Source organism: Minwuia sp. (assembly GCF_048263705.1).
In the GTDB taxonomy this organism is placed as follows: domain Bacteria; phylum Pseudomonadota; class Alphaproteobacteria; order Minwuiales; family Minwuiaceae; genus Minwuia.
Genome location: NZ_JBLXDV010000004.1, coordinates 258961 through 282028, shown reverse-complemented (window position 1 = coordinate 282028; position 23068 = coordinate 258961). Strand labels below are relative to the sequence as shown.

20 protein-coding genes are annotated in these 23068 nt (G+C 64.7%); 12 read left to right on the top strand and 8 right to left on the bottom strand.

Translation table 11 applies throughout. The annotated features are described in order from the left end of the window. Positions 1-6: 6 nt before the first annotated feature. Positions 7-1053 carry a hypothetical protein gene (locus ACN0X7_RS08425; protein WP_417516085.1) on the bottom strand — a complete coding sequence of 349 codons (1047 nt, stop codon included), beginning with the start codon at positions 1051-1053 and terminating at the stop codon, positions 7-9. A gap of 75 nt (positions 1054-1128) precedes the next feature. Continuing rightward, a complete protein-coding gene (locus ACN0X7_RS08420) occupies positions 1129-2409 on the bottom strand; it encodes a hypothetical protein (protein WP_417516083.1) in 1281 nt (426 codons plus the stop codon). Here ACN0X7_RS08420 and ACN0X7_RS08415 point away from each other — a divergent pair. The 3 genes from ACN0X7_RS08415 to argC all read left to right on the top strand — a co-directional run bounded on the left by ACN0X7_RS08415 (position 2408) and on the right by argC (position 5886). Continuing rightward, entirely contained in the window at positions 2408-3946 is a 1539-nt protein-coding gene (locus ACN0X7_RS08415) for a class I adenylate-forming enzyme family protein (protein ID WP_417516081.1), read from the top strand. The two genes, ACN0X7_RS08420 and ACN0X7_RS08415, sit on opposite strands and share 2 nt — an antisense overlap. Before the next feature lie 532 nt (positions 3947-4478). Next, positions 4479-4697 carry an RSP_7527 family protein gene (locus tag ACN0X7_RS08410; protein ID WP_417516079.1) on the top strand — a complete coding sequence of 73 codons (219 nt, stop codon included), beginning with the start codon at positions 4479-4481 and terminating at the stop codon, positions 4695-4697. Between the two features lie 115 nt (positions 4698-4812). Then, positions 4813-5886, top strand: a complete 1074-nt coding sequence (gene argC, locus ACN0X7_RS08405) for an N-acetyl-gamma-glutamyl-phosphate reductase (RefSeq protein WP_417516077.1) — start codon at positions 4813-4815, stop codon at positions 5884-5886. A 68-nt stretch (positions 5887-5954) separates the two neighbouring features. Here argC and ACN0X7_RS08400 read toward each other — a convergent pair whose 3' ends face one another. Continuing rightward, positions 5955-6359, bottom strand: a complete 405-nt coding sequence (locus ACN0X7_RS08400; RefSeq protein ID WP_417516075.1) for a GFA family protein — start codon at positions 6357-6359, stop codon at positions 5955-5957. 179 nt (positions 6360-6538) lie between these two features. Here ACN0X7_RS08400 and lepB point away from each other — a divergent pair, with 179 nt between their 5' ends. From lepB to ACN0X7_RS08370, 6 genes are all read left to right on the top strand, one after another. Continuing rightward, positions 6539-7288, top strand: coding sequence for a signal peptidase I (gene lepB / locus ACN0X7_RS08395; RefSeq protein ID WP_417516073.1), 750 nt, complete (start codon positions 6539-6541; stop codon positions 7286-7288). Beyond that, positions 7281-7973, top strand: a complete 693-nt coding sequence (gene rnc / locus ACN0X7_RS08390; protein WP_417516071.1) for a ribonuclease III — start codon at positions 7281-7283, stop codon at positions 7971-7973. The genes lepB and rnc overlap by 8 nt, the downstream gene beginning before the upstream one ends. Beyond that, on the top strand, positions 7966-8883 hold the full coding sequence (era, locus tag ACN0X7_RS08385) for a GTPase Era (RefSeq protein ID WP_417516069.1): 918 nt from the start codon (positions 7966-7968) through the stop codon (positions 8881-8883). The genes rnc and era overlap by 8 nt, the downstream gene beginning before the upstream one ends. 273 nt (positions 8884-9156) lie before the next feature. Continuing rightward, entirely contained in the window at positions 9157-10158 is a 1002-nt protein-coding gene (locus ACN0X7_RS08380; protein ID WP_417516067.1) for a fatty acid desaturase family protein, read from the top strand. Then, the gene (locus tag ACN0X7_RS08375; RefSeq protein ID WP_417516065.1) at positions 10155-11726 is read left to right on the top strand and encodes an AMP-binding protein; all 1572 of its coding nucleotides are present in this window, start codon (positions 10155-10157) and stop codon (positions 11724-11726) included. Before ACN0X7_RS08380 ends, ACN0X7_RS08375 begins: the two co-directional genes overlap by 4 nt. Positions 11727-11745: 19 nt before the next feature. Further along, positions 11746-13671, top strand: a complete 1926-nt coding sequence (locus tag ACN0X7_RS08370) for an acyltransferase family protein (RefSeq protein WP_417516063.1) — start codon at positions 11746-11748, stop codon at positions 13669-13671. Positions 13672-13686: 15 nt separating this feature from the next. Here the strand turns inward: ACN0X7_RS08370 and ACN0X7_RS08365 are convergent, their stop codons facing one another. The 4 genes from ACN0X7_RS08365 to betA form a co-directional block, all read right to left on the bottom strand. Beyond that, on the bottom strand, positions 13687-15060 hold the full coding sequence (locus ACN0X7_RS08365) for an adenylate/guanylate cyclase domain-containing protein (protein ID WP_417516061.1): 1374 nt from the start codon (positions 15058-15060) through the stop codon (positions 13687-13689). A 140-nt stretch (positions 15061-15200) separates the two neighbouring features. Next, a complete protein-coding gene (locus ACN0X7_RS08360) occupies positions 15201-16544 on the bottom strand; it encodes a sensor histidine kinase (RefSeq protein ID WP_417516059.1) in 1344 nt (447 codons plus the stop codon). Beyond that, positions 16544-16762, bottom strand: coding sequence for a DUF2892 domain-containing protein (locus ACN0X7_RS08355; RefSeq protein WP_417516057.1), 219 nt, complete (start codon positions 16760-16762; stop codon positions 16544-16546). Before ACN0X7_RS08355 ends, ACN0X7_RS08360 begins: the two co-directional genes overlap by 1 nt. Positions 16763-16881: 119 nt before the next feature. Beyond that, the gene (gene betA / locus ACN0X7_RS08350) at positions 16882-18555 is read right to left on the bottom strand and encodes a choline dehydrogenase (protein ID WP_417516055.1); all 1674 of its coding nucleotides are present in this window, start codon (positions 18553-18555) and stop codon (positions 16882-16884) included. A gap of 93 nt (positions 18556-18648) precedes the next feature. Here betA and ACN0X7_RS08345 point away from each other — a divergent pair, with 93 nt between their 5' ends. Beyond that, positions 18649-19878: a multidrug effflux MFS transporter gene (locus tag ACN0X7_RS08345; protein WP_417516053.1), complete on the top strand. Its 1230-nt coding sequence runs from the start codon at positions 18649-18651 to the stop codon at positions 19876-19878. A gap of 52 nt (positions 19879-19930) precedes the next feature. After that, a complete protein-coding gene (locus ACN0X7_RS08340) occupies positions 19931-21499 on the top strand; it encodes an acyl-CoA carboxylase subunit beta (protein WP_417516051.1) in 1569 nt (522 codons plus the stop codon). Here ACN0X7_RS08340 and ACN0X7_RS08335 read toward each other — a convergent pair. Beyond that, entirely contained in the window at positions 21486-22388 is a 903-nt protein-coding gene (locus ACN0X7_RS08335) for a sterol desaturase family protein (RefSeq protein WP_417516049.1), read from the bottom strand. The genes ACN0X7_RS08340 and ACN0X7_RS08335 overlap by 14 nt on opposite strands. A gap of 87 nt (positions 22389-22475) precedes the next feature. Between ACN0X7_RS08335 and ACN0X7_RS08330 the strand changes: the two genes are divergently transcribed. Next, positions 22476-23057 (top strand): TetR/AcrR family transcriptional regulator, encoded by a 582-nt coding sequence (locus ACN0X7_RS08330; protein ID WP_417516047.1) that lies wholly within the window; start codon positions 22476-22478, stop codon positions 23055-23057. Positions 23058-23068 lie beyond the last annotated feature (11 nt).

Below are 23068 nucleotides of genomic sequence, written 5' to 3'. Positions count from 1 at the left end.
AAGACCCTATTCGGGGCATCCGAGCACGGCCTCGGGCGATCCGCCGTAGACGTTGGCAAAGGAATGCCGCCAGTTCCGGGTCAGGCCGATGTCCGCATAGAAATTCCCGAATGACTCCGGTCCAAATCGTTCCTCCAGTTCAAGAACAGCAAGCTTCGCGACCGTTCGGGGTCCCAGAATGCGTTCGAAACTGGCCACCTGCCGGCGACGTACCCGACAGATGTCAGATGCGCGATAATCGTAGTCGGAAATTGTCTGCTGGTAGCGGCGCTTGATCCCGGCGACGCTTGTGTGCATCCGTTCACCGGCATATTCCGGAAAACCCTCCAGCATCCAGTAGGGACCCGGCGACCCGAACACGGGCAAAAAACCGGCTGGAAGCTGTGCGAAGGCTCCCGACACCTGCGACTGAAAGCTGTGCAGATATTCATGAGCGACGACAGCCGCTACTGTTTTCAGATAGCTCGGATCCTCGATCAATCCGGCGCCCGATCCGCCAGTCAGGCAGATCACGATGCGAAAGGCATCTGCAAATCCGGCCACCGATCCGTCGCGCCTGCAGACACGCGACCACAGCCGAATATCCGAATCGATGCCATCTTCCGAAACGCCCTGCTTTCGGGAGACCGTGGCAAGGCCCGACGCGGATGCGGCCAGGTAGATGCTGACAGGCACAGGCACATCGGCGCGGTAAGTGTCCTGAACATGGGCAATCGCCCCGGATACCGCTTTACCGAGTGACGTTTCGTGGGGCGTGAGAGCGTTCGACAAAAAAACCTCGTATCTGTGGCTCCTCGTCGGCCAGAACTGCCTCAGGGCGCGAACGCGCTGGCCGAACTGAAAACAGACGACAGTAGGGGAGAACAGGATACCGGTCCGATCATGCCCGTTCCGGATGTCGTCACGCAGCCGGAGCAGCGCATCGACATCATCAATTCTCAATTCTGTTCCTGCCAATTCGCGCAGTTCAGCCAGTTGCTGGTCGACGCACTGCCGGGCAACAGCGTAACCGGTGTCCATTGAAGCCTTGGCGGGCGACAGCCAGGCCATCATCAAGAATGGAACCATCCAGAGTCTGCTCGTCACAACGCCGCCCTTCTTCCGTTCGCTGCTGCCCGCAGTATGCTTCTATCGCCCGTCAGGATCACCGTAGGTGGCATCACCGGAATATGGGTCACCTTCGTTGAACCTCGGACGGCCAAACGCAAACTGTTCATCCGAGATGCCTCTGCGATAGATGTCTGCCGCCCTGCGTCGACGCTCTTCATCCTCGATCGCGCGGATTTCATCATCCGGTACGTTTTGCGGGCGCTGCTTGGGCATTGTGCCATAAATTCGATCCCCGATGCCTTGTTCATGCCAGCTCGGGATTTTCTGCCCGCGAGCGGGGCCGCCAACGCCCCTGTTCTGCGCACGCGCCTGCCCGACACCTATCATCTCACGCACTGCCTCGCCAATGCGCGAAAGCAACCCGACCGCCGCCTCGTGTTCCTCCTTCGTGGGCAGGGTGCGGGGGTCTTGCTGGAAGGTGCGGATGGTGCTGCGGCGGCTGTTCAGGACGCGACCGACATAGGCGGGCTCCTGCGGGGTGAAGGGTTTGGGGCGCTCCGGATCCGCCCCCACCAGATCGACCACATGCGGCGTCGCGATGAAACTGAGCTTCTTCTGCGTCGGCCCGCCGGGCAGCACCGTGCCGTCATCCGTCTCGCCCTGCGCCTTCTGGAAGGCCATGGTGATCGGGCGGATCTGTTCGGCGCCGCGCGGGTCTGCGGCGTCGGGATCGGGCGCGGGCGGCAAAACCGCGCGATGACCGGCGAGCGTCAGTCCGTTGGCAATCGTGCGCACGTCGCCCGCACGGTTCGGCTGTCCCGGCCCGACACCTGATTTGATCGGGATCGGCACATTCTGCGGCAGCCTTGCGTTCTGTGCATGCTTCTCGGCGGCGACGCGTTTGGCGGTCGGGCCCTTGGGCTTCACGACGGCATCGGCCGCCATCGCGCGCTTCTGTTGATAGTCCCGGACCTGCTGGAACAGGGCCGGCTTGTCGAGCTGTCCCGGCGTGAGGAACTTCAGTGGGCGGTTGTCGATATCGTCCATCGCATTGACGGTCTTGATCAGTTCATTCTCGTCAATGTCCTTTTCGGGATCAATGCGGTCGGTCACGGAAAAGGGTTTCGCTGTCATCGTCATGCTTCCTCCGGGTTTGCAGGTTGATGACTGTGTATTTATACCGCTCACAGTAAGGCGTACCGGGAATCTTGGATCTTTCCGGAAACCGGCGTCCGGGATGGCGCGGTTGGCAGGTGCGCAGCCTGGGCGACGGCGATTTCCGTCCCGACTTAACAAGAAGCGCAACAGGCCCCATAAAGGCAGGACAACCAGTGACGGATCGGGGAGGATTTCAGGCATGGATGTACGCACGCTGATGAAGCGGTCGGCGACCTTTTACGCGGACCGGGAATGCGTGGTCTGGCGCGACCGGCGGCATACGTTCGCCGACATGTGGACGCGCGGCTGCCAGCTGGCCAACGCGCTGCTGGCCATGGGCCTGAAGCCCGGCGACCGTGTCGGCGTGCTGGAAGACAATTCCATCGAGAGCGCGGATTTCTTCCTGGGCGCGGCCATCGCCAACATCGTGCGTGTGCCGCTCTACGCCCGCGACAAGCGCGAGATGCACCTGCACATGCTGGGGCACACCAACTGCCGCGCCGTACTGGTGGCCGGGCACTATGCCTCGGACATGGACGGTTTCGTCGACGAGCTGCCCGATCTGGAACATGTCATCGTCCGCGACGAGACCTACGAGGACTGGCTGAAGCAGCAGTCGCCGGACGATCCGGACGTCGACGTCGACCCCGACGACAATTTCATCATCCGCCACACCGGCGGCACCACGGGCAAGCCAAAGGGCGTGGCCTACACCCACCGGGCCTGGCTGGCTGCGGGCCGCGACTGGTTCTACCTGTTCCCGCCGGTCGAGCCGGGGGACGTCTGCATGCATGTCGGCCCGATCAGCCATGGCTCGGGCTACCAGTTCCTGCCGATCTACCTGGCGGGCGGCTGCAACCTGCTGCTGGATCATTTCCATCCGGCCGAGACACTGGACCTGATCGTGGACGAGAAGGTCGGCTACGCCTTCTTCGTGCCCACCATGCTGAACACCATGCTGCAGGATCCGACCTGCGAGGGCCGGGACTATTCGGCGCTGAAGTGCATCACGGTCGCCGCCGCGCCGATCGCCGACGCCACCGCCTACCGGGCGCGCGAGGTGTTCGGCGACGTGCTCTATCAGGGCTACGGCCAGACCGAGGTGCTGCCGGTCTCCATGATGGGCCCGCGGCAATGGTTCGCCGAGGTCGAGGGCTCCAACCCGATCCGCTCGTGCGGCATGCCCCTGCCCTTCGCGCAGATCCAGATCTGGGACGAGGAGAACAACGAGGTCCCGCTGGGCGATCCGGGCGAGATCGTGGCCAAGACCGACGGCCAGATGGTCGGCTTCTGGCAGAACCCAGAAGCCACCGCCGAACGCGTCATCGACGGCTGGGTGAAGACCGGCGACATCGGACGGCTGGACAGCAACGGCTATCTCTACATCCTGGACCGCTCCGACGACATGATCATCTCCGGCGGCTACAACATCTGGCCGCTGGAGCTGGAGAACGTCATCGCCGATCTGCCGGGCGTGGTCGAGGTCGCGGTGTTCGGCGTGCCGCACGAACGCTGGGGCGAGACGCCGATGGCGCTGTGCGTGCTGGACGGCAGCCACGACGTGTCCGAGGACGATGTGATCCGCATCTGCCAGGAACGGCTGGGGTCCTACAAGAAACCCAGCAAGGTGGCGTTCCAGAAGGACCCGCTGCCCAAATCGCCCGTCGGCAAGATCCGCCGCAAGGACCTGCGCGAACCCTACTGGGAAGGCATCGACCGGCGCGTGGCCGGCAGCTGAGGCCGTCCGGGCGCGGGGAGAAGCGCGCGGATGCGGTCGTGACAGACCATCACGCGCAGCGTTACCACCTGCGAGAACAGTGGCAGGTTTCACCGCCCGCTGGGTTCCGGGATCGAGTCCCGGAACAGGGATGAGTGTGTGGATGCGGTCGTGACAAACCATCACGCGCAGCGGGATCCCCGGTCAGGCCGGGGACAGGCTTGATCAAAGTTTACCCCGCACCCCGATGCGGGGCTGCCCAGTGCAGCGGCCCCGTCTGCCAGAACCGTGACAGATTTCGCCATCCGCTGGGTTCCGGGATCGAGTCCCGGAACGCGTGGGAGCGTGTGGGGAGTCCCTTATGAAAACCGCCACACGCAGCGGGATCCCCGGTCAAGCCGGGGACAGGCTTGATCAGTTGAGGGTCAACCCTCTCCAACTGCTTAACAAGCTATGCGTTTAACGCAATGCTGCGCGTGCGAAGGGCGGATTGCCGGGGGTTCGCAACGCATTATGTTGTGGTGCAACAAACGCACACAGAAGGAGCGACCCCATGCGCTATGAACAGATCAACCGCTTCGACAATGCCGACTATGCCTCCATCGCACACGGCATGCCGGAATACCGCGTCCTGTCCTACACCGAGATCGATAACGGTGTGGCGCTGGCCCGTCAGTACCAGGGCCAGGTCTACGCGAACGCCATCCGGTCCGCCTGGCGCTGGGTCAGCGGCCTGTTCGGCCGCCGCAGCGATGCACAGACCGCTGCCTGAGCACAGTCGATACCGGCGCGGGAGATACCGCCGGAACGGTTTCCCTCGCCGCTGAAATGCCCTATGTCTCCGCCCGGTGTGACGGATTTTGCCGTCACGGAACGGAGCGGGAGCCATGACGGACACTCAGGACAGGAAGATCAGGGTCGGCATTCTGGGCGCCAGTGGATACACCGGCGGCGATCTGGTGCGGCTGCTGGTCCGACATGGTGCCGTCGATATCGTCTTCATGACCGCCGACCGGCACGCCGGCAAGCAGATGGATACGGTGTTTCCGCACCTGTTCGGTCTGGAACTGCCGCCGCTGGTTTCCGTCGATGAACTGGCCTGGTCCGCCGTCGATGTGGATGTCGTCTTCTGCTGCCTGCCGCATGGCACGACCCAGAACATCGTCAAGCAGATCCTGACCGAGAACGACAGCATCCGGGTCGTGGACCTGTCTGCCGACTTCCGGCTGGACGATGCCGACACCTATGCCGAATGGTACGGCCACCCCCACTACGCCACCGAGATCCAGCCGCTGGCGGTCTACGGCCTGCCGGAATACTATCGTGAACGGGTGGTCTCGTCGCGGCTGGTGGCGAACCCCGGCTGCTATCCGACCGCCGCGCTGCTGGGTCTGCTGCCGCTGGTCGAAGCCGGCCAGATCGATACCGGCGACGTCATCATCGATGCGAAGTCCGGCGTCTCCGGGGCGGGCCGCGGCCTGAAGGAGAACCTGCTGTTCTGCGAAGCGGGCGAGGGCATCGCGCCCTATGCGATCGCCGCGCACCGGCACGCGCCCGAGATCGAGCAGGAGATATCCAAGCACGCGGGCGGCGCCGATACGCATGTGAACTTCACGCCGCACCTGATGCCGATGAACCGGGGCGAGCTGTGCACCTGCTACGTGCGGATGACCGGCGGCGCGACGGTCGCCGACCTGCGTCAGACCTTCGAGGCGCGCTTTTCACAGGAACCGTTCGTCAGCCTGGTGCCCGAGGGCGTGATGCCCTCGACCCGGCATGTGCGCGGATCGAACTATTGCCTGGTCGGCCTGTTCCAGGACCGCATCCCCGGCCGGGCGATCGTCGTCGCGGTGATCGACAATCTGGTGAAGGGATCGTCCGGCGAGGCGATCCAGAACATGAACCTGATGTTCGACCTGCCGGAAACGCAGGGGCTGGAACAGGCTCCGCTGTTCCCGTAGGGCGGTCCGCTCCCGGTCCCCCCCGGACGCCATCTGTCGTGACCAGTGTCTGATGACTTCACCAGACCCTATCCCGGTCTGCGCTCGAACGACGGCAGGCCGTCGGGGATGTGGTGATAGGGCTGCCGGTCGATGGTGAAGATCGCGGCCTGCGGCTTGAACGCGCTCCGATCGTCCAGCGTGCCGACCTTGATCACGAATGAATCAGGGCGCGACGGTGTCCGCGACCCGATGGCCGTGCCGCAATCGGCGCAGAAATAGCGGCGCACCGGCTTCTCCAGATCGGACCGCGCGAATTCCTTCGGCTCGCCTTTCGTGAACCGGAAACCGTCCGCAGGCACCACGATGATGACATTGGGGTTGCCGCCGGTGATGTACTGGCATTCGCGGCAGTGGCACTGCATGGCGAACTGTTGCTCCCCGGTCGATTCATAGCGCAGCGCGCCGCAATAACATCCGCCGGTGACGGCCATGGTTTCCTCCTCAAGATGATCTGCCGGCCCGAATCTAGTCCAGTTCGACCCTGGGCGACAGCCCGCTCTGCCAGTCGATCATTGACTAAATCGGCGTGTCCGCTATCAACACGGCGCAGCATTGAACAGGCGTCCCCCGGCGCGCCGCACTGCAGTCAGTCAGAACACAAGGCGCGTTGATGGCATCGAAGTCCAAGGGCGGCATCCTCGAAACGATCAAGACCGTGGTCTATGCCGTGGCCATCGCCATGGTCATCCGCACGTTCGCCTATGAACCGTTCAACATCCCGTCGCGGTCGATGGTGCCGACGCTGCTGGTCGGCGATTTCCTGTTCGTGTCCAAGCTGTCCTATGGCTACAGCAGGCATTCCATCCCCTTCAGCCCGGACCTGTTCGACGGCCGGATCCTGCAGACGCCGCCCGAACGCGGCGACGTCGCGGTCTTCAAGCTGCCGTCCGACAACCGCACGGACTACATCAAGCGCGTCATCGGCCTGCCCGGCGACCGCATCCAGATGAAGGCGGGCGTGCTGCACATCAATGACAAGCCGGTCGAGCGCGTCCGGGTCGAGGATTTCGAGTATGTCGACGCGGCAGGCCGCCTGAGCTTCGTGCCGCAGTTCAGGGAAACCCTGCCCGGGGGCCGTGTCTATTACACGCTGGATGCCTCGCCGAACCAGCGCTACGACGATACGGGCGTCTACAGCGTCCCCGAGGGGCACTATTTCATGATGGGCGACAATCGCGACAATTCCACCGACAGCCGGGTGCCGATGCGGCTGCGCGGGGTCGGCATGGTGCCCGCCGAGAACCTTGTCGGGCGGGCGGATGTCCTGTTCTTCTCCATCGATACGGACTTCGAATGGTGGCAGGTCTGGAAGCTGCCGGCGAACATCCGTTATTCGCGCCTGGGCGACCTGATTGAATAGCGCCCTGTCCGGCATCGAGACCATCCTCGGACACCGGTTCGCCGAGCCTGCGCTGCTGGCCGAGGCCCTGACCCACCCGTCGGCGCTGACCCGCGGGCGCAGCGACCGCGCCAGCGACTACGAACGGCTGGAATTCCTGGGCGACCGGGTGCTGGGGCTGGTGATCGCCGAGCAGATCTATCTGGGCTATACGGGCGCGAATGCGGGCCGGCTGGCATTGCGCTACAATGAAATGGTCCGCAAGGAGACGCTGGCCGAGATCGCCGTCGAGATCGGGCTGCCCGATCACATCCGCATGTCCGACAGCGAGCGGGCGAGCGGCGGGCTGGCGAAACCCGCCATCCTGGCCGACATCTGCGAGGCGGTGATCGGTGCCCTGTTCATCGACGGCGGACTGGAAGCGGCGCAGCGGTTCATCCTGCCCGTGTGGAAGGACCGCATCGCCGGCCTGAAGAAGGCACCGCAGGATGCGAAGACCGCGCTGCAGGAATGGGCGCACGCCCAGGGGCAGGAACCGCCGACCTATGAGGTGATTGCGCGCGAGGGGCCGGACCACGCCCCCAGCTTCACCATCCGCGCGGCGCTGCACGCCGGGTCGGCGGAGGCATCCGGCCCGTCGAAGAAGGAAACCGAACGCCGCGCCGCGAAGGCGCTGCTGGAAAAGGTGACAGGCAAAGATGGCTGAAGATCGACCGACACAGGAAACCCGCGCCGGGTTCGTCACGCTGGCCGGCGCCCCCAACGCGGGCAAGTCGACCCTGCTGAACCAGCTCGTCGGCGCCAAGGTCTCCATCGTCAGCCCCAAGGTGCAGACCACCCGCGCCCGCGTCATCGGCATCGCCATCGAGGGCAATGCGCAGATCGCCTTCGTCGACACGCCGGGCATCTTCATGCCGAAACGGCGGCTGGAAAAAGCCATGGTCGAGGCCGCCTGGGGCGGCGTCTCGGACGGCGATTTCACGGTGCTGCTGATCGATGCGCAGCGCGGCGTCTCGGAGAACGTGCAGCGCATTCTGGACGGGCTGGCCGAACAGAAACGGCCCATCTGGGTGGTGCTGAACAAGATCGATCTGGTGAAGAAGGAAAACCTGCTGGCGCTGGCCGCGCAGCTGGGCGAGATGGCACAGGTCGAGCAGATCTTCATGCTGTCGGCGCTGAAGGGCGACGGCGTAAGCGACCTGCTGGAAGCGCTGGTCGCGAAGATGCCGGTCGGCCCGTGGCTGTATCCGGAAGACCAGATCTCCGAGATGCCGAACCGGCTGCTGGCCGCCGAGATCACCCGCGAGAAACTGTTCATGCGGCTGCATCAGGAACTGCCCTATGCGCTGACGGTGGAAACCGAAGCCTGGGAAGAGAAGAAGGACGGGTCGGTCAAGATCAGCCAGGTCATCTACGTCACCCGCGAGGGCCACAAGGCCATCGTGCTGGGCAAGGGCGGCAAGAATGCCCGCATCGTCGGCCAGATGGCGCGCGAGGAACTGTCTGAACTGCTGGAAAGACCGGTGCACCTGTTCACCTTCGTGAAGGTGCGCGAGAAATGGCTGGACGATCCCGCCCGCTACCGCGAGATGGGACTGGACTTCCCCAAGGGCTGAGAACCGGTCCTGATCGGAAGCCCGACGGTTCGCCTTGTACAGGCGACCTTCGGCACAAGCCTTCCGGCAATCACGCCGCCATCGCCCATCGCCCCCGGATAAACCGGGGGTGACAACCTTCCGCCCGGCATCTCCGCCGCCACGAACCGTCACCCCCGCCGCCGTGCGGGGGTCAGCCGGGCCGCCAGCACCACACGTCACGACGAAGGCCCGCCGGGATGAATGCTGAACCACCGGCTTCAATCGTTCGCGTGCGTACGATATAAGGGCGGCATGAGCGTTTCAGGGGAGAGCTTCCGGGAGGATGAGCGGCCGCGGCGCGGGCTGCCGCCCGCGCTGGTGAAGGACCTCACGCGGCAGGATGACCGCAAGGCCTGGGCCGGCGTGATCGAACTGTACGGCGTCATCGCGGCCCTGATCGCGATCGCGGTCTGGGCCTGGCATCCGCTGGTCACGGTCATCGCCATGTTCCTGATCGCGACCCGCCAGCAGGCCTGTTTCGTGATCGCGCACGACGCTGCCCATTACCGCCTGTTCCGCCATCGCACCCTGAACGATGCGGTCGGCCGCATCACCGGCGGGATCGTGGGCATTTCCATGTGCACCTATCGCGTCACCCACCGGCTGCATCACAACCATCTGTACGAGAAGCAGGATCCGGACATTCCGCTGAACGCGGGCTACCCGCGCGGACGGTCCTATCTGCTGGGCAAGCTGTTCAAGGACCTGTTCGGGCGCACGGCCATCATGACCTACCGCTATTTCTTCGGCGCGCCGGCGATCAACGCCGACACCGGCGACAGCAACCGGCCGCTGAACGATACCTCGCCGCGTCTGCGGGCGGCGGCGCGGGCCGACCGCTGGTGGGTGCTGGGATTCCACGCCGTCATGCCGCTGGTCGCGCTGGCGGGCGGGTTTCTGATCGAGTACCTGATCCTGTGGGTGCTGCCGCTGCTGACCTTCCTGCAGCCGATCCTGCGCCTGCGCGCGATCTGCGAACATGGCGCGGTACGCGATGTGTCATCGCCGCTGACCGCCGCGCGCACCAATACCGGGCCGCGCTGGCTGATGTGGCTGTTCTTTCCGCATCATGTGAACTTCCACATCGAGCATCACATGTACCCGTCGATCCCCTTCTACAATCTGCCCCGTGCGCACGAACAGATGCTGGCCCACGGTGTGCTGGAAGGTGCCGAGGTCCGCGACGTGCGCGAGACCCTGAAGCTGGTGATCGCCGACAAACCCGTCCCCCAGCCGGAGACCGCCGCCGCATGACCAACCTGACCGACCTGCTGCAGATCGCCGAGGACCGCGCTGACGGACGTCCCGCCCTCATCTACCGCGACCGGGAGATCGGCCACGCGGACCTCGCCGCCGAATCCCGGCGGCTGGCCACCGGCCTGAGCCGGCTGGGCATCGGCAAGGGCGACCGGGTCGGGTTCTGGCTGCCGAACGCGCCCGCCTATCTGGCGATGTTCTTCGCCTGCGCGCGGCTGGGCGCCATCGCCATGGCGGTGAACACCCGCTACAAGTCTGCGGAAGTGGCCGATCTGGTCGGGCGCGCCGGGGCGACGGCGCTGATCTACTGGCCCGACTTCAAGGGCATTCCCTTCAACGACATGCTGGCCGAGATCGACGCCGCCGAGGTGCCGGATCTGAAGCATCTGATCGTCTATTCCGAAGAGGGCGCGCCCGTCACCTCACCGTTGAGCGGGGTCGAGGCGGTCGCCTATGACGATCTCGCGGCGTCGGAGGAGATGACCGAGGATCACGCCGACGACAGCCTGGGCTGTGCCATCTTCACGACGTCGGGCACGACATCGAAGCCCAAGTTCGTGCTGCACAACCAGTCGTCGATTGCCGATCACGGCCTGCAGATCGCCGACGCGTTCGGCTGGCGCGCCGAGGGCATCACACACCTGATCGCGGTGCCCTATTGCGGGGTCTTTGGCCTGACCCAGGTCATGGGCACCATCGCCTCGGGCCGCACGGCGGTCACCATGCCCTATCTGGACGTGCCCGAAGCCATGCGGCTGATGAAGGCGTACCGGGTGACCCACACCGCCGGATCGGACGACATGTACAACATGATGCTGGAAGCGACCGATGAACCGGTGCCGTTTCCGGACTTCCGGTGCGGCATCTACGCATCGTTCAACGCGGCGCTGGACGATATCGTCGAGCAGGCCGACGCGCGCGGCATGTATCTGATCGGCGTCTACGGCATGTCCGAGGTGCAGGGCCTGTTCTGCAAGTGGCCCGACGGTGCGTCCCCGGCCCATCGCAAGCGCGGCGGCGGCATTCCCATCGGCAAGGGCGCCGAACATCGCGTGCGCGACACCGAAACCGGCAAGCTGCTGGGCGTCGGGGAACCGGGGGAACTGGAACTGAAGGGCCCGTCCCTGATGATGGCGTATTTCCGCAATCCGGAGGCGACCTCGAAGGCCATGACCGATGACGGTTTCATCCGCACCGGCGATCTGGCGCAACTGACCGATGACGGCGGCTTCCACTATCTGTCGCGCATGGGCGACGTGCTGCGGCTGGGCGGGTTTCTGGTCGCGCCCGCCGAGATCGAGGCGCGGGTACTGGAGCATCCTTCGGTGGCCGACGTTCAGGTGGTTGGGGTGACTGTCGGGGGCCGCAACCGCGCCGTTGCCTTCGTGCTGCCCGAAGGCGCGGATTTCGACGAACAGGCGGTCGTCGAACACTGTCAGACCGGGCTGGCCAAATACAAGGTCCCCGCCCGCATCGTCGCACTGGACGCCTTCCCGGTGACCCAGTCCGCCAACGGCGTCAAAATCCAGAAGGCCAAACTGCGCCAGATGGCCGAAGCGCTGTAGAGGCCGATACGCAATCCGCATGTCCCGATCTTCCAGCCTGAGCGGCCATGCCTATCGCCCCGAGATCGACGGCCTGCGCAGCGTCGCCGTGCTGCTGGTGCTGGTATTCCACGCCGAGTTCGCCATCGCCGACGGACATCTGCTGAGCGGTGGCTATGTCGGCGTCGATGTCTTCTTTGTCATTTCCGGCTATCTGATCACACGCATCATTCTGGCTGATCTGAACGGCGGCGGGTTCAGCTTCGCACGCTTCTACGAACGGCGCGCCCGCCGGATCCTGCCCGCGCTCTACGTCGTGATGCTGGTGTCGATCCCCTTCGCCTTCTGGCTGCTGGTCCCCCACCAGCTCATCGGTTTCGCCGACACGGTCGGGTCCACGGTCGGTTTCTTCTCGAACTTCCTGTTCTGGAAGCAGGCCGGATATTTCGATGTCGCCGCCATCGAGAAACCGCTGCTGCACACCTGGAGCCTGGCGGTCGAGGAACAGTTCTATTTTCTGTTTCCCGTAATGCTGCTCGGCATGGTCCGGTTTATGCCCCGTGCCTTGCCTGCGATCTGCCTCTTCCTGCTGCTGGTCTCGCTCGGCGCGGCGCATTTCACCAGCGGACGGTGGCCTGACGCCGCCTTCTATCTCCTGCCGATGCGCGGATGGGAACTGCTGGCGGGCGCGATCCTCGCGGCGCTGGAACTGAGCGGGCACCGCACCGCACGGTCCGCGCCGGCACTGATCCTGCCCGCTGCCGGTCTGGGCCTGATCCTCTACGCCGCCGTCGAGTTCGATGCGCAGACGCGTCATCCGTCCATGATCACGGTACTGCCGGTTCTGGGGACAGTCCTCATCATCCGGTTCTGCAACGGACGCGACATCGTCTCGCGCCTGCTGGGCAGCCGCCCCTTCGTCGCCGTCGGCCTGATCTCCTATTCACTCTATCTGTGGCATTTTCCGGTGCTCGCCTTCGCACGTTTCGCCGATCCCGGCCTGAGCGATGCCGCACGCCTGCTCTGCCTGATCGGATCCGGTGCGCTGGCCTGGCTGACCTATGTCGCCATCGAGAGACCCGCGCGCGACCGCACGCGGCTTGGCCGGAAAGCGCTCATTGTCTGGGTGCTGGCCGCGACGCTGCTGCTGCTGGGCTTCGTCGGTGCGGCGCACTGGAGCAGAGGATTTCCGGGACGCTACGATCCGGCGGAACTCGAACTCATCAACCACGACACCGAAACGAACGCCGCCTACGTGAGGGCCCGTTTTCAGGCCCATCGGCTGGCCGGATTCTCCAGCAATCCCGAGACCCTGAAGATCATGATCATCGGCGACAGCTATGGTCAGGATCTGGCCAACGCGCTGCACGAAGGCGGCCTGCTGGAAAATGCCGAGCTCTCGACGCACTACATCCCGGCGATCTGCGGCAACCTGATGGTACAGCAGGACCTGACCGATCTGGTTGCCGAGAAGGACCGCGAGGTCTGCAGCCGCTATGCACGTTACGCGGAACCCGGTCTGGAAACGCTGATGGCGCAGGCGGATATCATCTGGCTGGCATCCAGCTGGCAGCCCTGGCAGGTACCGCTGCTGAACGACTCCCTCGCCAACATCCACCAGCAGACAGATGCCCGTCTGCTGGTGGTGGGCACGAAGGGTTTCGCGAAGCGGGACGTGCAGTCGCTTCTGGCCCTGTCGCACGATGCCCGCGCCGCATTGCGCGATCCCGTCCCCGAGGCCGTCCTGTCGACCAACGCAAGGCTGGCGACAGCGCTGGATGAGGCGGCCTTCATCGACGCGCAGTCGCTGATCTGCGGTGCCGGGACGGACTGTGCCGTGTTCGATCCGGGCCTGCGCTGGATCTCCTACGATGGCGGACATCTGACACAGGCCGGCGCCGCCCACCTGGGCCGGCAACTGGCCGATCATCCGCAGGTGCGCGCGGCCTATCGGCTGGCACGCTGACCCGTTCATCCGCGCTCAGGATGCTGTCGGGCAGTAGATCTTCATCGCGGCGCTGCGGCCGCGGATTTCGGCCTGTGTCACGAACCGGCAGGCGGCCGCGCCCACCATGGCCGAGCTGCGGTCGCAGATCAGGGTCCGCGTCCCGTGCTGCTTGTTCAGCTGCTCCAGCCGGGCGGCCAGATTCACCGTGTCGCCGATCACCGTATAGGACTGGCGCGCGCGGCCGCCCAGGGTCCCGGCGATCACCGGGCCGGTTGCGATGCCAACGCGGACGTTCAGATGCTGACCGTCGAAGGCGTGTCCGGCGACCAGTTCGTGAATATCCGCCGCCGCCGCGCAGGCCGATAGCGCCATGTTCGGTTCCGCAAGGGGCGCGGAAAACGTGGCCAGCAGACCGTCCCCCTGGAACTGAGTGACGATCCCGCCGTGCCGGGCGATCACCTCGCCCACGGCGTCATAATAGGCGTTCAGCATGGTCAGCACGCGGCCCGGATCGGCCTGCTCGCTGGTCCGGGTGAAGCCCTCGATATCGGCGAACAGGATGCAGGCGTCCCGGCGGACCGGCTGCAGGATGCCCTCGTGGCTCAGCAGGGCGCGCGCGGCTTCCTCGGGCACATATTTGCTGAAGGTATCGCGCACCAGGCGGCGTTCTTCCTCAGCCTCGGCAAACCGGCGGAAGGTCCGGCGGCCCCGCCACGCGGCCAGTGCCAGCAGTCCCGAAAGCGCCATCATGGTCAGGGCTTCCAGCAGGCGCGCGGAATTGTCGAAGAAATCCGGATGCAGGAACAGTTCAAGCGCATCCGCCGGATTGCTGTTGCCCGTCCCGCCCGGCAGGTCGAACCACGTCAGCGTCCCCGCCGTCTGCGTCACGACGAAGGTGGTGACAATCCATGAGGCCGAGATGAGCACCCCCACCCCCAACACCAGCCCCGGGGAATTGGTCAGGGCCACCGCGCCGAGATAGATGAAGAAGAACAGGAAATATTCCAGCCGGAACGACTGCACCAGCGTCCAGAGGTTGTCGCCGAACGGGTTGCGGAAGACCACCGCGATGAAGATCACCGTCAGGTCGAGCGCGACGAAGCAGTAGCGGCCCCAGCGCCGGAACCAGCCGCGGTCCGCCATCGCCATCTGAAGCGCGCTGATCGCCGCGAACCCGGCAACGCCCAGCAGCACCTCGGTCTGGGTCTCCTGCGGAAACCCCAGCGGCACGTAGAGCGCAAAGGCCAGGCAGAAGACCAGGCGTCCCAGACCGGCGACCCGGAAGCCGAAGATGTTCTCGGCGCGCCGCGCCTCGACCGCCGATCCCGGCACCAGCTGCCCGCCGTTCAGCCATTGGCGGAATTTCAGAACTGCATGCCGTCCGATCGGATTTCCCGAATTTGCCACTTCCGACTCCTGCCTCCGCAAGGTCTGATACGGCGATGCAGCCGCTTACAGGCCTTACCATGTGGCGCAGTCTGCTGAGGTAACCAATTGTAAATCGTCCAGACCACTTCCAGGCCTGACGGGGTCGGTAGCAGCAAATATCAGCTGGCTCTTGCCATCTCAGGACGCGGGGACGGTTCGCACGACCGTTCCGGCGGAAAGCATAGTTGCGCGATGGTGCCTTCTCCCACAGTACTCAAGAGCTTCAACCGACCATCGTGCAGGAGCATCAGCGCATTCGTCAGTGGCAAGCCGACGCCCGCCCCGGATTTGGCGGTTTCCGCCTGCGAATATGCGTGCCCGAAATTATCGACGATGGTCGCAAGCTGCTTCCCGTCTATCCCCCTGCCGGTATCGCCGATCTCCAGCGTGATCGCCCTGTTCTTGCCGCACCGCGCACGCAGTTCAATGAGGCCGCCTTTGGGCGTATGGGTCAAGGCGTTCCGGCACAGATGCAGCATCGCCTCCCGTACCTTGACCGGATCGCCCCAGAGATCGGGCAGATTGCCGTCAGGCTGGATCCTGAATTCGATCCCCTTTTCCGCGCACGAAGGGCCCACCATCAGGCGCACCGACTCCAGTGCATCAGCGAGAACAATCTGTTCTTCCTCCAGATCCTCACCGCCACTTTCGATGCGTGAAAGATCCAGCAGATTGGTGACAAGCTTGAGCAGACTGGAGCCGGCATCGTGGATGCCATCGACATACTCGCCGTTCTTTTCATGCCCCAGAGAACCGAACGCCCGCATCTTCAGCATTTCCGAAAAGCCGATAATGGCGTTCAGCGGCGTACGCAACTCATGACTCATGTTGGCCAGGAACGCCGCGCGGATCTTGTCGGCTTCCTCGTGGCGCAGCAACTCCACTTCCAGTTGCTGCTGACGTGCCTGGCTGCGGATCATCCGCCGCGCCGTCATTGCCGCCCAGAACGCCGCCCAGAACACGAGTATCGAGGCAATCGCGATGGGCAGGATATAGAGTTCAGTCAGTTCGCCCACGCCGACGTTCACGCACTGATGCACAAGAACCAGACGATCACCGCCGTCGGAAAGCGGCGTCACGTGCCAGACAAGACGCGCGTCGTTGATATCCAGAACCTGCTGGTATGATTTCAGATCAGGCTCAGCCGTGATCCTGGCGATCACCTCCCGCATGCCGAACGGCGGTTCGCCAACCCAAGATTGGCCGGAAATCTCATTCCCGGCATTCAGGACAAAGGCGGCGACCTCCGGCGATTCCAGAACTTTGTGATCTTTGAGAAAGCTGTCTCGATCCTCGACACCGTAAAGATCAGAACGCAGGACCGACCCGAAGGAATTCAGGACACTTTGCTGATGCCCGACACTGATCGAATCACCGCTCTGAAAGGCGACAGCGCCCAGGAAAAGAAACAGGATTGTCAGGCCGATCGCTGCGTAAACGGCGACCCACGCGACCCGCAGCATCAGACCGTCTTGGTGCGCGTGCTGAAACCGGCCATGAAGTAGACGGGGCAGAAGGCCATCAGAGCCGATACGATGTTCACCACACCGAACAGGCCGAGGGCCCACGCAATCAACTGATTTGCAATGATGTCCTGATCAATGACCCCAATCCAGAGCAGAACCAGTCCTATAATCAATCGCAGGGCGCGGTCGACATTGTGCATATTCTTGTTCGGCATTTTTTCCCCTGTGGCTGGTCATCCATCACGGATGAAAGGACGTCGATGACTTCGGAGATAACGGCTGAATCTTAATCATCCGTGAAACATCAAGCCATAAGCAAACATCGTGCCAGAGATTACCGCTGCGCGGTTTCCCAGTCCGGATGGATCCACGGTTCCCGGTCGTCCGGCGACAGCGGCGTCCGGCCCAGAACATGGTCGGCCAGCTTTTCCCCTACCATGATCGACGGACCGTTCAGGTTACCGTTTGTAATCCGCGGGAAGATGGAGCTGTCGATGACGCGCAAGGCCTGGACACCGATCACGCGGCCTTCCGCATCGACCACGGCGCCGGGATCCTGCGGGTCGCCCATGCGGCAGGTGCCGCAGGGGTGGTAGGCGCTCTCGACCGCTTCCCGGATGAATTCGTCCAGCGCGTCGTCCGAGGTCACATCGTCGCCCGGCGCGATCTCCGGCCCCGCGAAGGGCGCGAAGGCGGGCTGTTCGAAGATCTCCCGGCTCAGGCGGATGCAGGTGCGGAAATCCTCCCAGTCCTGATCGGTGGACATGTAGTTGAACAGGATCGACGGATCGGCCTTCGGATCGTTCGACGTCAGGCTGACCCGGCCGCGCGAGGCCGAGCGCATCGGGCCGACATGCACCTGGAAGCCGTGGCTGGCCGCCGGGGCCTTGCCGTCATAGCGGATGGCGACGGGCAGGAAGTGATACTGGATGTCGGGGTAGGTCACGCCCTTGCGGGAACGGATGAAGGCCGCCGCCTCGAAGTGGTTGGTCGCGCCGAGACCCGTCTTCGTGAACAGCCAGCGCGCGCCGATCATCGCCTTGGAAACGAGGTTCAGGCTGGAATAGAGCGAGACCGGTTCCTTGCAGATCTTCTGGATGTAGAGTTCCAGATGGTCCTGCAGGTTGCCCCCGACACCGGGCCGGTCAGCCAGCACGTCGATGCCGTGTTCGCGCAGATGATCGCCCGGACCGATGCCCGACAGCATCAGCAGCTTGGGCGAATTGATCGACGAGGCCGACAGGATGACTTCAGCCCTGGCCCGCACCTGCTCGATCTTTCCGCCCCGCTCGATCTCCACGCCGACGGCGCGGCCGTCCTCGAAGATCACCCGGCGCGCCAGGCAGCGCAGCAGGCGCAGGTTCGGACGCTTCAGCGCGGGCCTCAGATAGGCGTTGGCGGCGGACCAGCGGCGGCCCTGCCAGACCGTCATCTCCATCGGGCCAAAGCCTTCCTGCTTCTCGCCGTTGTAGTCGGCGGTGGTCTCGTAGCCCGCTTCGGCCCCGGCCCTGATGAAGGCGTCATAGAGCGGATTGCGGCCCGGTCCCCGGCTGACGTGCAGCGGCCCGTCCTGCCCGCGCCAGCCGGCCTGTCCGCCATGGCTGCTTTCCATGCGCAGGAAATAGGGCAGCACGTCCCGGTAGGCCCAGCCCCGCGCGCCCGCCTGCGCCCAGCCGTCATAGTCCAGCGCATGACCGCGCACATAGACCATGCCGTTGATCGAGGACGAACCGCCGATCACCTTGCCGCGCGGACAGGCCAGCTGCCGTCCGCCCAGGTGCGGTTCCGGTTCGGACCGGTAGCCCCAGTCATAGCGGGACATGTTCATCGGATAACTAAGGGCTGCCGGCATCTGGATGAAGGGGCCTGCATCCGTGCCGCCGAATTCCAGCACCAGCACCGAATGCTTGCCGTCTTCGGACAGGCGGCTGGCCAGCGCGCTGCCCGAACTGCCGGACCCGACGATGACGAAATCGGCCTCGCCTGCGCTATTCAGGGTTTCTTTCATGGCCCCGTTCCATAAAGCACTTGCGGGGTGCGCGAAACCTGCAGTGCACGTCATCGCGACTTTCGTCTAACGTCCCGCGAAACAGGAGCATGAATGTCCGATAACAGCAAACAGGCCGGACCGGTCGAATTCGTCATCATGATGGCGCTGCTGATGTCCATGATGGCACTGGCCATCGATACGGTGCTGCCCGCCCTGCCGATGATGGGTGACGATCTGGGCGTCGCCGATCCGACGGACAATCAGCTGATCATCTCGGTGCTGTTCGCCGGGCTGGGGCTGGGGCAGCTGATCTACGGCCCGCTGTCGGACGGTATCGGACGCAAGCCCGCCGTCTACATCGGGGTCACGATCTTCCTGTTCGGCTGCATCCTGTCCCTGGTGGCCGAAAGCTTCACCGTCATGCTGATCGGGCGCGGGCTGCAGGGTTTCGGTGCGGCCGCCACGCGCATCGTGACCGTGGCCCTGATTCGCGACAGCCTGTCGGGCCGGGCGATGGCGCGGATCATGTCCTTCATCATGGCGGTCTTCATCCTGGTGCCAGTCTTCGCGCCGATGGTCGGTCAGGGCATCCTGTATCTGGGCGACTGGCACCTGATCTTCGTCTTCTTCATGGTGCTGGGCATCGGGGCAACGCTCTGGTTCGGCCTGCGCCAGCCGGAAACCCTGCCCGCGGAAAAGCGCGGCCCGTTTTCGATCCGGCGCATCCTGCGCGGTGTCGGCGCGGCGGCGTCCCACCGCACGACGCTGGGCTATACCATCGCCACCGGCTTCGTCTTCGCGCCGTTTCTGGCCTATCTCAGTTCATCGCAGCAGGTGTTCCAGGACATCTACGACACCGGCGACGCCTTCGTCTTCTACTTCGCGGCGGGTGCGGCCACCATCGGTGTCTCGTCGGTCCTGAACGGGCGCATCGTCATGCGCTACGGCATGCGGCGGCTGCTGCGGCTCGCCCTGACCGGCAGCATCCTGGCCTCGGCGGTCATGATCGCCTGGATGCTGGCCAGCGGTGCCGAGCCCGGTCTGACCGGCTACATGATCTATCTGATGGTCGTGTTCTTCGGCACGGGCATGCTGTTCGGCAACATGAACGCCGTGGCGATGGAGCCGATGGGCGACAATGCGGGCGCGGCGTCCGCCTTCATCGGCTTCTGTTCGACCATCGTCGGCCTGCCCATCGGCATCGCGTTCGGCATGGCCATGGACGGCACGGTGCTGCCGCTGGCCATCGGCTTCGCGGTCTGCAGCCTGACCGCCCTTCTGATCACCCGCTGGGCCGATACGGGCCTGCCGACGCGGCCCGTCGAGCCGAAGCAGGCTTGACCCCCGGGCCGCAAGTCCCGAACCTTCAGCGAGGGCGGGGAGGCCTTCTGACATGAGTGACGACACAGCAGCAGCGCGCATGGCCGCCATCCGGGCCAAGCGGGATTCGGTGATGGACGGCGGGCGGCCCGAGGCGGTGGCAAAGCAGCATGGCCGGGGCCGGATGACGGCCCGCGAGCGCGTGGCGGCGATGCTCGATCCGGGCAGCTTCCGCGAGATCGGCGCGCTGGTGGAACCGATGCGGGACACTGACCTGACCAGCGTGCTGGAAGCCCCGGCGGACGGCATCGTGGCGGGCCGCGGCACCATCGAGGGCCGACCGGTCTATATCCTGGCTGACGATTTCACCGTGCTGGGCGGCTCGGTCGGGCCCATCGGATCCGACAAGACGCAGCGCCTGATGGATCTGGCCGAGCGCACCGGCTATCCGCTGGTCTGGCTGCAGGAAGGGGCCGGGCATCGCATCCAGGACGGGCTCGACAGCCGCCATTTCGTCTCCGCCGGGCCGCTGTTCTGGAAACTGGGACGCCTGTCGGGCCGGGTGCCCGTCGTCACCGCCGTGCTGGGCCCGGGCTCCGCCGGGCCGACCAACATCGCCGCCTTCGCCGATTTCACGGTGATGTGGCGGGGCCGCGCCCAGATGGGCATCGGCGGTCCGCCGCTGGTCAAGGCGGCCACCGGCCAGGACATCGACACCGAGGATCTGGGCGGGGCGGCGGTACAGGCCGACCGCCAGGGCATGGCCGACATGGCCCCGGACACCGAGGAAGCATGCTTCGCGGCGCTGCGCCGCTATCTCTCCTTCATGCCGTCGAATTCCGAACAGTTGCCGCCCGTGACCGAATGCAAGGATCCGATCGACCGGCGGTCGGACGATCTGTCCGCCATGATTCCGGACAGTCCGCGACGGTCCTACGACATGCGCAAGGTGCTGCAGGAAATCGTCGACCGCGACAGCTTCTTCGAGATCAAGCCGACCCACGCGAAGAACATCACCACCGCCTTCGCACGGCTGGGCGGCAGGCCGGTCGCCCTCATCGCCAACAACCCGCAGTTCCTTGCCGGCATGCTGGATGCGAAGGCGTCCGAGAAGGCGGCGCGCCACATTGCCATCGCCGATGCCTACGGGCTGCCGCTGGTCTATTTCATCGACGTGCCCGGCATCATGGTCGGCTCCGATGCCGAGGCCTCCACCCTGGGGCTGCGCTCGGGCAAGCTGCTCTATGAACTCGCCGTCGCCACCGTGCCGCGCTATTCGGTGGTGGTGCGCAAGGGCTATGGCGGGGCCTATTACGCCATGAACGGCGGGCGCGGCTTCCACGCGGACGGCTGCTGGGTCTGGCCGACCTCGGACGTCTGCGCCATGTCCATCGAGACAGCGCTGAACGTCGCCTATCGCCGCGACTGGCAGAACGCGCCCGACCCGGCGGCCCGCAAGGCCGAACTGGAAGCCGAGATCCGTACCAAGCTGACGCCGCTGCGCGCCGCCGAGCACTTCGGCATCGACGATGTGATCGATCCTGCCGAGACCCGTCAGGTGCTGGCCGAAGCCATCGCCATCGCACCCGCGCGCCCGCACGATCCCGGCCCCCGCAAGAAACGCGCGATCAGTCCGATCTGACCGTGGCCTCGCCGGGTGGCACCCGACGGGCCTGCCATTCGGGCGGTGCCACCAGATAGCGAAGCGCGGTGCGCGGTCCGGGTGCCGTCGCCATCTTGCGGCCCAGCCGTACAAAGCCGTGGAACAGAACCGTCAGCGGGCTGTTGCTGTCGATCGGCTCGACCAGGCCATAGATCACCGGCTCGGTTTCTTCCGCAAACGTGCCGAACAGCCGGTCCCAGACAATCAGGATACCGCCATAGTGGCGGTCCAGATAGGTGCCGTTCGAACCGTGGTGCACGCGGTGATGCGACGGCGTGTTGAACACGGCCTCGATCCAGCGCGGCAGCCTGCCGACCAGTTCGGTATGCAGCGGTGTCTGATAGGCCAGCACCACCGCTGCCGTGAACAGCACAAGCACCGGATCGAACCCGATCAGCACCAGCGGCAGATGGAAGATCACCGGCCAGAAACCGTCCATGATGCCGAACCGCGACGCCACCGACATGTTGAAGTTGGGCGAGGAGTGATGGACGCTGTGCGTGGCCCAGGCGGCGTTCACCCGGTGCGAGAACCGGTGCTCGGCATAATAGGTCAGATCGGCCAGCACGAGACAGACCGCCGCCGTCAGCCATGTCGTCGGGATCTCGAACAGGGCGTGGTTCGACACCGCGTCCTGAACATCCGGGAAGACCAGCGTCGCCACGACGAAGGTCACCACGAAGACGGCAAGACAGCCATAGCTGACCGCAACATCGCCCACCAGCCGCCAGTTCAGCTCACCGCGGACCGCATGGCGGATCAGCTCAGCCGAAAGCAGGACAAGGGATGCGGCGAACATCCAGTCATCCATCAGCGCCTCCCAGACGGGCAGCCGCATGATGTCGAGGGGCAGAAACAGAAAGTCCAACGCAGGGCCTCATGGGTATGGCAGTTGATTATCAAGTGTGATAATAAATGGGGCACTCATGTAAATTGTCAAGACTGATAATCAATCATGCCCAGACCTGATCTCAAAGCGCTCCGTCGTGAACAGATCCTTGATGCGTTCGAGCGCTGCATCGCCCGCGATGGCGTCGAGGGTGCCGGCCTGGATCGCGTGGCCGAAGAGGCCGGACTGGCGCGCGCCCTGATCCGCCACAACATCGGCAACCGTGACGCGGTGCTGGCCGCCGCCGTCCATCGCTTCATCGAGAGATCGCGTGTCGAATGGGCCGAAACACTGGCCGGGATGCCGCGCCGGAACGGCCTGAAGACACTGGTGGGCTGGCTGTTCGATCCCGCGCACGCCGACCCGCACATGGTCCGCGTGTCCGAAGCGCTGATCGCGGCCTGCACGGGCAATCGCGAGCTGACCGCGCAGATCCGGCAGTGGCTGACCGGCTTCACCGATGCGCTGCAATCGGCCATTGCCGACCATCATCCGGACGCCGCCGAGCCCCGCGTGAAAGCCGTCGCCGCCGGATTGACGGGCATCTATTTCAATCTTGATTCCGTGACCGTGCTGGGCGAGATGCCGGACCTGAGGGATGCCTCCAGAGAGGCTGCGCTTCTGCTGGTGGCCGCCCTGGACGGCTGACGGCCGTCTGG

Bases quoted from the DNA above. Each gene is read 5' to 3' on its own strand.
- ACN0X7_RS08425 (WP_417516085.1), bottom strand. From the start codon at position 1,053: ATGATGGCCTGGCTGTCGCCCGCCAAGGCTTCAATGGACACCGGTTAC.
- ACN0X7_RS08415 (WP_417516081.1), top strand. From the start codon at position 2,408: ATGGATGTACGCACGCTGATGAAGCGGTCGGCGACCTTTTACGCGGAC.
- ACN0X7_RS08420 (WP_417516083.1), bottom strand. From the start codon at position 2,409: ATGCCTGAAATCCTCCCCGATCCGTCACTGGTTGTCCTGCCTTTATGG.
- ACN0X7_RS08410 (WP_417516079.1), top strand. From the start codon at position 4,479: ATGCGCTATGAACAGATCAACCGCTTCGACAATGCCGACTATGCCTCC.
- argC (WP_417516077.1), top strand. From the start codon at position 4,813: ATGACGGACACTCAGGACAGGAAGATCAGGGTCGGCATTCTGGGCGCC.
- ACN0X7_RS08400 (WP_417516075.1), bottom strand. From the start codon at position 6,359: ATGGCCGTCACCGGCGGATGTTATTGCGGCGCGCTGCGCTATGAATCG.
- lepB (WP_417516073.1), top strand. From the start codon at position 6,539: ATGGCATCGAAGTCCAAGGGCGGCATCCTCGAAACGATCAAGACCGTG.
- era (WP_417516069.1), top strand. From the start codon at position 7,966: ATGGCTGAAGATCGACCGACACAGGAAACCCGCGCCGGGTTCGTCACG.
- ACN0X7_RS08380 (WP_417516067.1), top strand. From the start codon at position 9,157: ATGAGCGTTTCAGGGGAGAGCTTCCGGGAGGATGAGCGGCCGCGGCGC.
- ACN0X7_RS08375 (WP_417516065.1), top strand. From the start codon at position 10,155: ATGACCAACCTGACCGACCTGCTGCAGATCGCCGAGGACCGCGCTGAC.
- ACN0X7_RS08370 (WP_417516063.1), top strand. From the start codon at position 11,746: ATGTCCCGATCTTCCAGCCTGAGCGGCCATGCCTATCGCCCCGAGATC.
- ACN0X7_RS08360 (WP_417516059.1), bottom strand. From the start codon at position 16,544: ATGCTGCGGGTCGCGTGGGTCGCCGTTTACGCAGCGATCGGCCTGACA.
- ACN0X7_RS08355 (WP_417516057.1), bottom strand. From the start codon at position 16,762: ATGCCGAACAAGAATATGCACAATGTCGACCGCGCCCTGCGATTGATT.
- betA (WP_417516055.1), bottom strand. From the start codon at position 18,555: ATGAAAGAAACCCTGAATAGCGCAGGCGAGGCCGATTTCGTCATCGTC.
- ACN0X7_RS08345 (WP_417516053.1), top strand. From the start codon at position 18,649: ATGTCCGATAACAGCAAACAGGCCGGACCGGTCGAATTCGTCATCATG.
- ACN0X7_RS08340 (WP_417516051.1), top strand. From the start codon at position 19,931: ATGAGTGACGACACAGCAGCAGCGCGCATGGCCGCCATCCGGGCCAAG.
- ACN0X7_RS08330 (WP_417516047.1), top strand. From the start codon at position 22,476: ATGCCCAGACCTGATCTCAAAGCGCTCCGTCGTGAACAGATCCTTGAT.